Here is an 8,307-nt window from a genome sequence, read left to right on the forward strand (position 1 = left end):
GATGGGGAGATGGGGAGATGGGGTAGTGGGACATTTGGCTGAAATTTCCCTAAACCCCTAAATCCCTATATCCCCTTTCTAACTGATAACTGATAACTGATAACTGATAACTGATTACTGATTACTGATAACTGATTACTGATTACTGATAACTGATAACTGATTACTGATAACTGATAACTGATAACTGATTACTGATTACTGATTACTGATTACTGATTACTGATATTAGGCGAGATAATCCTGTAAAGCTTTCACCTCTAAAGGTTGGGATTGCAGGGATTTTAAGGCCGCTACCGTCGCTTTTGCCCCGGCGATAGTGGTGATAATTGGTAACTTATAATCGAGGGCAGTACGGCGAATTTTTCGGCCATCGTTTTGGGATTCTTCACCACTGGGAGTATTGACAATAAACTGAATCCAGTCATTTTTGATCCAATCGACAACGTCGGGACGGCCTTCGTGAATCTTTAGCACTAAATCGATATTTTCGCAACCGTTTTCTAACAAAACTTTACGAGTTCCCGAAGTAGCGACGACGCGAAAACCGAGGGATTGCAGATCCTTAACCACGGGGACCATGGGGGTTTTATCGCGATCATTCATCGAGACGAAAACCGTCCCACTGGTGGCTAAAATCACGCCAGCGGCCATTTCCGCTTTAGCGAAAGCTTTGCCAAAATCGCTGTCAATCCCCATTACTTCGCCTGTAGAACGCATTTCTGGTCCCAGGAGAGTATCAGCACCGGGGAACTTCTGGAAGGGTAAAACCGCTTCTTTGACGGCGATATGACGGGGAATTGCTTCGCTGGTGATACCCAATTCTGCTAGGGTTTTGCCCGACATGACGAGGGAGGCAACTTTTGCCAGAGGAACTCCCGTTGCTTTGGAAACGTAGGGAACGGTACGACTAGCGCGGGGATTCGCTTCTAAGATATAAACTGTCTCTCCCTGTACCGCATACTGGATATTCATCAAACCGATTACTTTTAACGCTTTCGCTAGTTCCACCGTCCATTGTCGAATTGTGGTTAAAACCGAGGCGCTCAGGGACGTATGGGGGATAGAACAGGCAGAATCGCCCGAATGTACGCCCGCTTGTTCGATATGTTCCATTAATCCCCCGATAACGACTGTTCCCGTGGCATCTGAGAGGGCATCCACATCCACTTCGATGGCATTTTCGAGGAATTTATCGATTAAAATCGGGTGATCCGGTTCTATCTGTACCGCATACTTCATATAGCGTTCCAATTCGCTATCGGAATAGACGATTTCCATTGCCCGACCGCCCAAAACGTAGGACGGACGTACTACCACAGGATAACCGATGCGTTGAGCCACTGCTTGGGATTCTTGGAAATTGCGGGCAATACCGTTGAGGGGTTGTCGGATATCTAATTGTCGGAGGATTTGTTCAAAACGTTCTCGATCTTCGGCAGTATCGATCGAATCGGGTGAAGTTCCCCAAATTTTGGTATTTACGGGACAATTAGGCGATTCTAAATATTTTTGCAGGGGAACGGCCAGTTTTAAGGGAGTTTGCCCACCGAATTGAATAATTAAACCCTCTGGTTGTTCCGCTTCGATGATATTTAAGACATCTTCTTTAGTCAGGGGTTCAAAGTAAAGGCGATCGCTGGTATCGTAATCGGTGGAGACAGTTTCCGGGTTAGAGTTGACCATAATCGTCTCAAAACCGGCTTGACTGAGGGAAAAAGCGGCATGACAACAACAGTAGTCAAATTCTATCCCCTGGCCGATGCGATTGGGACCACCACCGAGGATCATCACTTTGCGTTTATCGGAGGGTAAAACTTCCGATTCTACCTGTTCGTAGGTGGAATAATAATAGGGTGTTAGGGCCTCAAATTCTGCCGCGCAGGTGTCCACCATTTTATAGACTGGAACAATACCCAAACCCTTGCGATAACTTCTTACTTCGTCCTCGCTGGTGTTGGTGGCGAAGGCGATTTGGCGATCGCTAAAACCCTGTTGTTTAATAGCGAATAGGTTCTCTTGGCTGAGACTTTTCAGGGGAGTTCGTTTGAGAAACTTCTCGGTTTCCATCAAATCAGCCAATTTATCGAGGAACCAGGGATCAATCCCGGTTAGTTCGTGGATTTCCTCCCCATTCATGCCCAATTTAAAAGCATGATAGATACTATAAACTCGTTCGGGGTTAGGTGTCCGCAAACTGGCCCGGACTTCCGAGAGGGGGGGGAGAGTTTCGATTTTATCGCAACCAAAGCCAAAACGCCCCGTTTCTAGGGAGCGCAGAGCTTTTTGAAAGGATTCTTGGAAAGTTCGACCGATAGCCATGGCTTCCCCGACGGATTTCATCTGGGTGGTTAGAATCGGTTGGGAGCCGGGGAATTTCTCGAAGGCAAAGCGAGGAATTTTGGTGACGACGTAATCGATAGTCGGTTCAAAGGAAGCCGGGGTTTTTTTGGTGATATCGTTGGGAATTTCGTCTAAAGTGTAGCCTACTGCTAGTTTAGCGGCAAATTTAGCGATCGGGAATCCCGTGGCTTTTGATGCCAGGGCCGAAGAACGGGATACCCGGGGATTCATCTCAATCACGATTACGTCGCCGTTAGTGGGATTAACGGAGAATTGGATGTTCGATCCGCCGGTTTCTACGCCAATTTCCCGAATAATTGCCTTAGAATAGTCCCGGAGGCGTTGGTATTCTTTATCGGTTAGGGTTTGGGCGGGCGCAACCGTAATCGAGTCGCCGGTATGGACCCCCATAGCGTCAAAGTTTTCGATCGAACAGATGATCACCACGTTATCGGCTAGATCGCGCATAACCTCTAATTCGTATTCTTTCCAGCCAATTAGGGATTTTTCAACGAGAATTTGCGATGTAGGCGAACAATCTAGCCCATACTGGGCCATCGGTTCAAATTCTTCTTGGTTATAGGCAATACCGCCCCCCGTTCCGCCTAAAGTGAAGGCCGGCCGGATAATGAGAGGATAGGAACCGATCTGATGACCGATCGCTTTTGCCTCCTCTAAATTGTTGGCAATCCCCGAAGGACAAACGGGAACACCGATTTTCTCCATTGCTTTTTTGAATAGTTCCCTATCTTCGGCTTTTTCAATAGCGGGAAGTTTTGCCCCGATCAGTTCCACGTTATATTTTTCTAAAACGCCGCTTTTAGCCAAAGCTACCGCAGTATTCAGGGCAGTTTGACCCCCCATAGTCGGGAGAATCGCATCGGGGCGTTCTTTCTCGATAATTTTCTCGACAATTTCCGGCAGAATTGGTTCAATATAGGTGCGATCGGCCATTTCTGGGTCGGTCATGATCGAGGCGGGGTTAGAATTGACTAAAATTACCTCATAACCTTCTTCTCGTAGGGCTTTACAGGCTTGAGTTCCCGAATAGTCAAATTCACAGGCTTGTCCGATGACAATCGGGCCAGCGCCCAAGATTAGGATTTTCTTTAAGTCATCACGGCGTGGCATAGGCTTAGGGTTGCTTGACGATAAACCCCAATCATTGTATATGTTGTCACCCTCGATCCCGCAAAGCTTTATTTAGGTTTAATGACCTTGTTTGCTTGAGCAGGCAGCAGGCAGCTTTTTTCTCCCCATTTCCCTGATAATTGATCACTGTTTACTGATCACTGATATCGCCTACAATGATAGGATTGTTTTCAAAGATACAATAGGCCTTTGTCTTCGCTAGAGAGTTTATGAAAGTTGGCGATCGAGTTCGTGTAATTGAGTCCGTGGTAGTTTATCATCATCCTGAACACAAATCGGATCCTTTTGACGTGAAAGGATTAGAGGGAGGGGTGAAAGCTTTTGTCACCGAATGGCGTGGCAGACCGGTTAGCGCCAATCTACCTGTCCTCGTTGAGTTCAGTAAAAAGTTTAAAGCCCATTTTCGAGATTTTGAGTTAGAAATCGTGGAAAAAGCCGCCGAATAGGGACTTTTTCGCTTATTTAAGCTACAAAGCGAATAAATTTATTTTTGCCCACCTGTAGGACTTTGCCGGCTAAAGCTTCGGCTGTCTCAAAACTTTTGTCCACATCGGTGATTTTCTCGCTATCGATTCTGACTGCACCCCCCTGAATCTGTCTTCTCCCTTCGCCGCTACTTTTACATAAGCCGGTGGCCGAGAGAAGATAGAATAGTTTTAGGGGAAAAGTGACCGCTGCTAGGGAAAATTCGGGGACAGAGGCCGCAGCTGCCGTATTTCCCTGTAGAACTATCTCCTGCGCCGTTTTTTGTGCATTGAATGCCTCCTCTGTCCCGTGAAACTGGGCAACTACCTCGATCGCCAGTTGTTTTTGTGCCTCCCGAGGATTGCTCGCCCTAGCATCTAAGGGCAAATTTGTCAATAGTTCGTAATAATCTTTTAACAAAGCGTCGGGGGTTTTTTCCAGTTTCGAGTACATGGACAGGGCCGATTCCCGCAATCCCACATAATTATTCAGGGATTTGGACATTTTTTGACTGCCATCGGTTCCGATTAAAATCGGTAAAAGTAACCCGAATTGCGGTTTTTTGCCGAAATATTTCTGTAAATCGCGACCGACGGCAATATTAAATTTTTGATCGGTTCCTCCCAATTCGACATCGGCCTCAACAGCTACGGAATCATAACCCTGCATTAAGGGATAGAGAAATTCATGGAGAAAAATCGGGTTTTCTCGGTCGTAGCGTTCGGAAAAGCCTTCTTTTGCCAACATTTGCCCCACAGTCATGGTGGAGAGAAGTTCGAGAATTTGCGAGAGGTCTAATTTCCCCAACCATTCCGAGTTATAGCGAATTTCTAGACGATTAGGGGTGTTAAAATCTAAAATTGGGCGTAATTGTGCCAGATAATTCTCGGCATTAGCTCTCACTTCTTCGCTCGTCAATTGTTTTCTAACTTCCGATTTTCCCGTCGGATCGCCAATTCTAGCGGTAAAATCACCAATAATCACCACTGCTACATGACCGGCATCCTGGAAAGCACGCAGTTTCCGAAAAGGGATACTATGACCTAGGTGAATATCGCTGCCGGTGGGGTCAATACCTAGTTTAATTCTTAAAGGGCGATCGATAGTTTGCAGTAGTTGGGTTAAATTTTCCCTAGGATCTTGGGAGTCGGGTTGATGGGGGAATAAATCACTGGTTCCACGGGTTAACCAGTCTAGGGAGGAAGATACGGTCATTGTTGCTCATTTTCCACAGCCTTCCCATTATAGTTTTTTATTATGTCAAGTAACAAGCAAAAGGTAAATAAACTGGTATCTTTAGTAAAAGTCGATAACATCTTGACAATTCTCTCGATCGAATATAGAGTCTTAAAATCTTCTTTTTCAAAATTATCAAAAAATTTTCTGTCTTGAATTGCGATCAGATAAGCCAATGAATCCTAGTTGTAATAACTCTATCCCCGTGCAGAGGATCAAAGTTTCTGTAATTGTCTCTACCTATAAATCAGCAGAGTTTATCCGGGGTTGTCTAGAGGATTTAGTTACTCAAACTCTTTATGAAAAGGGAGAAGTAGAAATTATTATTATTGATAGTGCTTCTCCAGAGAATGAAGGGGAGATTATCCAAGAGTTTCAAGAAAATTATCCTAATATTATTTACCAGAGAACTCAAGAAAGAGAAACCCTCTACTGCGCTTGGAATCGCGCGATTAAACTAGCTAGGGGTTCCTATATCACCAATGGGAATACTGATGATCGTCACTGTTTCAATGCTCTGGAAATTATGGCTAATTATCTAGATAATAATAGGGAGATTAGTTTAGTTTATGCCGATCAATTAATTACTACAATCAAAAATGATACTTTTGCCACTACCCCAGCTTTAAAACATTGGAATTGGCCAAATTACTCCTATCAACAGATGCGTCAAGGTTGTTGTGTGGGTTCTCAACCAATGTGGCGAAAAATGCTGCACGATAAATATGGTTATTTTCAGGAAAATTTTCGCTGTGCTGGTGATTACGAATTTTGGTTAAGAATCGGCAGTCAAGGGGAAAAAATGGCTTTGATTCCTGAGATTTTAGGGTTATATTATTTAAATATGCAAGGTTTAGAACATGGTAGTAATGGTCAAGCATTAGAGGAACATTATCAAGTGTGTAAAATCTATGAAATTCCTCACCCAGAAACTAAGGAGCTAGAAATTAAACCCAATCCAGTTAAGATGGAAGATTTAGGCATAATTTTACAGGAAGAGGAGCGAGAAAAATTACAAACAATTCAAGCTATCTCCCAGAAGAAACCCCCAATTATTGTTATTGATGGCGTAATTTTTCAAATCGATCAAGGAAAATTAGCCAGGGTTTGGTCTTCAATTCTAGAGCATTGGAGTCAATTAGAATTGAGTCAACACATTGTTATTTTAGATAGAAATAACACCGCACCACGATGGGAAAAATTTAAATATTGGCCCGCAGAATCCTACGATTATAATTGTACGGGAAAGGATGCCAGAAAAATCCAAACTATTTGCGATCGCCTACAGGCTAATTTATTTATTTCCACTTTTTATACCAGTCCCTTAAGCACTCCTTCTCTACTTTTGCTTGCTTCTGATTTCCCAGAAAAAAACGGCAATTTACCAGTAGATTTAGAAAAACACTATGCCATTTTATCCGCTGCTAAAATCATCGCTTTTTCCTCTGATATCGCCCAAAATTTAAGAAGGTTATATCCGAAAATTACCCTCGAAAAAATTGGTATTATCGAGCTTGTTGAAGTTAATCAAAAAATAGCGGCAGAAATTAGTAATTTTTTCCAGTATGCGCTCAGTGAAACTAAGGAATCAAGTCAGAATCAAGTCTGGTTAGAGTTAAGAAAATTACAGGAAGCACAACAGACAATGTATCTGAAACAACAGCAAGATTATCATACTATGCAAGAGATGGAAATATCACTAAGAGAATTAGAAAATAATCATAATTATCTCCAGAAAAATAATCAGGAATTACAGGAACAAATTAACTATTTGTCCTCCCGTAAGGGAATAGTAAAAACCCTAGCGAAAACTTCTATTTTACTTCTTGCTAAGATCAAGAAAAAACTCCCAATATTTTAGGGAATTAAGAGAAAGTTTCCTAACAATGATCCGATCCTGGCACGGCAGTGCCTAAAAGTGGTAAAGTAATGTTAAGAATTAGAGGAGAAAACACTGTGCCACATTCGATCGTCACTGGAATTTGTGAAGGGGTTGCTGATTGCGTTTCCGCTTGTCCTGTTGCTTGTATCCATCCAGGACTGGGTAAAAATGTTAAAGGAACCGATTGGTATTGGATTGATTTTGCCACTTGTATCGACTGTGGTATCTGTTTACAAGTATGCCCCGTCGAAGGTGCAATTCTGCCGGAAGAACGTCCCGATTTACAAAAAACTCCCTAATTTATCAGTTATCAGTTATCAGTTATCAGATGTAAGTTTTAAGTTATCAGATGTAAGTTTTCAGTTTACTGATTACTGAAAATGCTTCCCACTCCCCCACTTCCCCATTCACAACTGATATTACTCTCTCCTATCTCCTTTTTACCTTACCATGGATTATCTTTTAGAAGTTGAACAAGTTTATGCAGGTTATGTGCAGGATTTATACATATTGCAAGGGGTTAACTTTCGCATTGCACCGGGGGAATTAGTCACAGTTATCGGTCCCAATGGTGCGGGAAAATCCACCCTCGCTAAGACGATTTTTGGTTTATTAAAACCCAGTGCTGGAACTATCACTTTTAAGGGAAAAAATATCACTGGTTGGAAATCTAATCAAATCGTTCCCCTCGGTATGGGTTATGTTCCCCAAATTGCTAATGTTTTTCCGTCCCTGAGTATCGAGGAAAATCTAGAAATGGGGGCTTTTACCAGTAAAAAAGCGATTAAACCCCTAAAAGAGCGCATTTATGCCATGTTTCCTCGTTTGGACGAGCGCCGTCGTCAGAAAGCTGGCACTTTATCCGGAGGAGAAAGACAGATGTTAGCCATGGGAAGAGCGCTGATGTTGCAACCAGATTTATTAATTCTCGATGAACCTTCGGCAGCTTTATCTCCTATCTTAGTAACCAGTGTTTTTGAACAGATAAAAGCGATTAATCAGACGGGAACTGCAATTATTTTAGTGGAACAGAATGCCAAAAAAGCCCTAATGATGTCCGATCGAGGTTATGTTTTAGAAAGTGGTCAAGATCGTTTTCAGGGATCGGGTCAAGATTTACTCAATAACCCGAAAGTAGGGGAATTATACCTCGGGGCAGCTTATCATGGCGCCCAAGGAAAGGATTGATATTAAAAGGTATAGGATATGGTTTTGTGGCTGTCTCGTAT

General features: G+C 43.0%; 6 protein-coding genes. 4 read left to right on the plus strand and 2 right to left on the minus strand.

Going from position 1 to position 8,307, the window contains the following annotated elements; all coding sequences use genetic code 11:
- Positions 1 to 228: 228 nt before the first annotated feature.
- The gene (gene carB, locus IQ224_RS19340; protein ID WP_194033366.1) at positions 229 to 3,474 is read right to left on the minus strand and encodes a carbamoyl-phosphate synthase large subunit; all 3,246 of its coding nucleotides are present in this window, start codon (positions 3,472 to 3,474) and stop codon (positions 229 to 231) included.
- A 230-nt stretch (positions 3,475 to 3,704) separates the two neighbouring features.
- Between carB and IQ224_RS19345 the strand changes: the two genes are divergently transcribed.
- Positions 3,705 to 3,941: a ferredoxin-thioredoxin reductase variable chain gene (locus IQ224_RS19345; RefSeq protein ID WP_002732972.1), complete on the plus strand. Its 237-nt coding sequence runs from the start codon at positions 3,705 to 3,707 to the stop codon at positions 3,939 to 3,941.
- 16 nt (positions 3,942 to 3,957) lie between these two features.
- Here the strand turns inward: IQ224_RS19345 and tyrS are convergent, their stop codons facing one another.
- On the minus strand, positions 3,958 to 5,175 hold the full coding sequence (gene tyrS / locus IQ224_RS19350; protein WP_002744416.1) for a tyrosine--tRNA ligase: 1,218 nt from the start codon (positions 5,173 to 5,175) through the stop codon (positions 3,958 to 3,960).
- A 196-nt stretch (positions 5,176 to 5,371) separates the two neighbouring features.
- Between tyrS and IQ224_RS19355 the strand changes: the two genes are divergently transcribed.
- The 3 genes from IQ224_RS19355 (at position 5,372) to IQ224_RS19365 (ending at position 8,266) form a co-directional block, all read left to right on the plus strand.
- A complete protein-coding gene (locus IQ224_RS19355; protein WP_194033367.1) occupies positions 5,372 to 7,057 on the plus strand; it encodes a glycosyltransferase in 1,686 nt (561 codons plus the stop codon).
- A 95-nt stretch (positions 7,058 to 7,152) separates the two neighbouring features.
- A complete protein-coding gene (locus tag IQ224_RS19360; protein ID WP_002744413.1) occupies positions 7,153 to 7,377 on the plus strand; it encodes a ferredoxin family protein in 225 nt (74 codons plus the stop codon).
- A gap of 151 nt (positions 7,378 to 7,528) precedes the next feature.
- A complete protein-coding gene (locus IQ224_RS19365) occupies positions 7,529 to 8,266 on the plus strand; it encodes an ABC transporter ATP-binding protein (RefSeq protein ID WP_002744412.1) in 738 nt (245 codons plus the stop codon).
- Positions 8,267 to 8,307 lie beyond the last annotated feature (41 nt).

The sequence above is a fragment of the Microcystis sp. LEGE 00066 genome (assembly GCF_015207925.1).
GTDB classification, from domain to species: domain Bacteria; phylum Cyanobacteriota; class Cyanobacteriia; order Cyanobacteriales; family Microcystaceae; genus Microcystis; species Microcystis ichthyoblabe_A.

What these genes read in the sequence shown, in the direction of transcription:
- tyrS (WP_002744416.1), bottom strand. Translation starts at nt 5,175, where the DNA reads ATGACCGTATCTTCCTCCCTAGACTGGTTAACCCGTGGAACCAGTGAT.
- carB (WP_194033366.1), bottom strand. Translation starts at nt 3,474, where the DNA reads ATGCCACGCCGTGATGACTTAAAGAAAATCCTAATCTTGGGCGCTGGC.
- IQ224_RS19345 (WP_002732972.1), top strand. Translation starts at nt 3,705, where the DNA reads ATGAAAGTTGGCGATCGAGTTCGTGTAATTGAGTCCGTGGTAGTTTAT.
- IQ224_RS19355 (WP_194033367.1), top strand. Translation starts at nt 5,372, where the DNA reads ATGAATCCTAGTTGTAATAACTCTATCCCCGTGCAGAGGATCAAAGTT.
- IQ224_RS19365 (WP_002744412.1), top strand. Translation starts at nt 7,529, where the DNA reads ATGGATTATCTTTTAGAAGTTGAACAAGTTTATGCAGGTTATGTGCAG.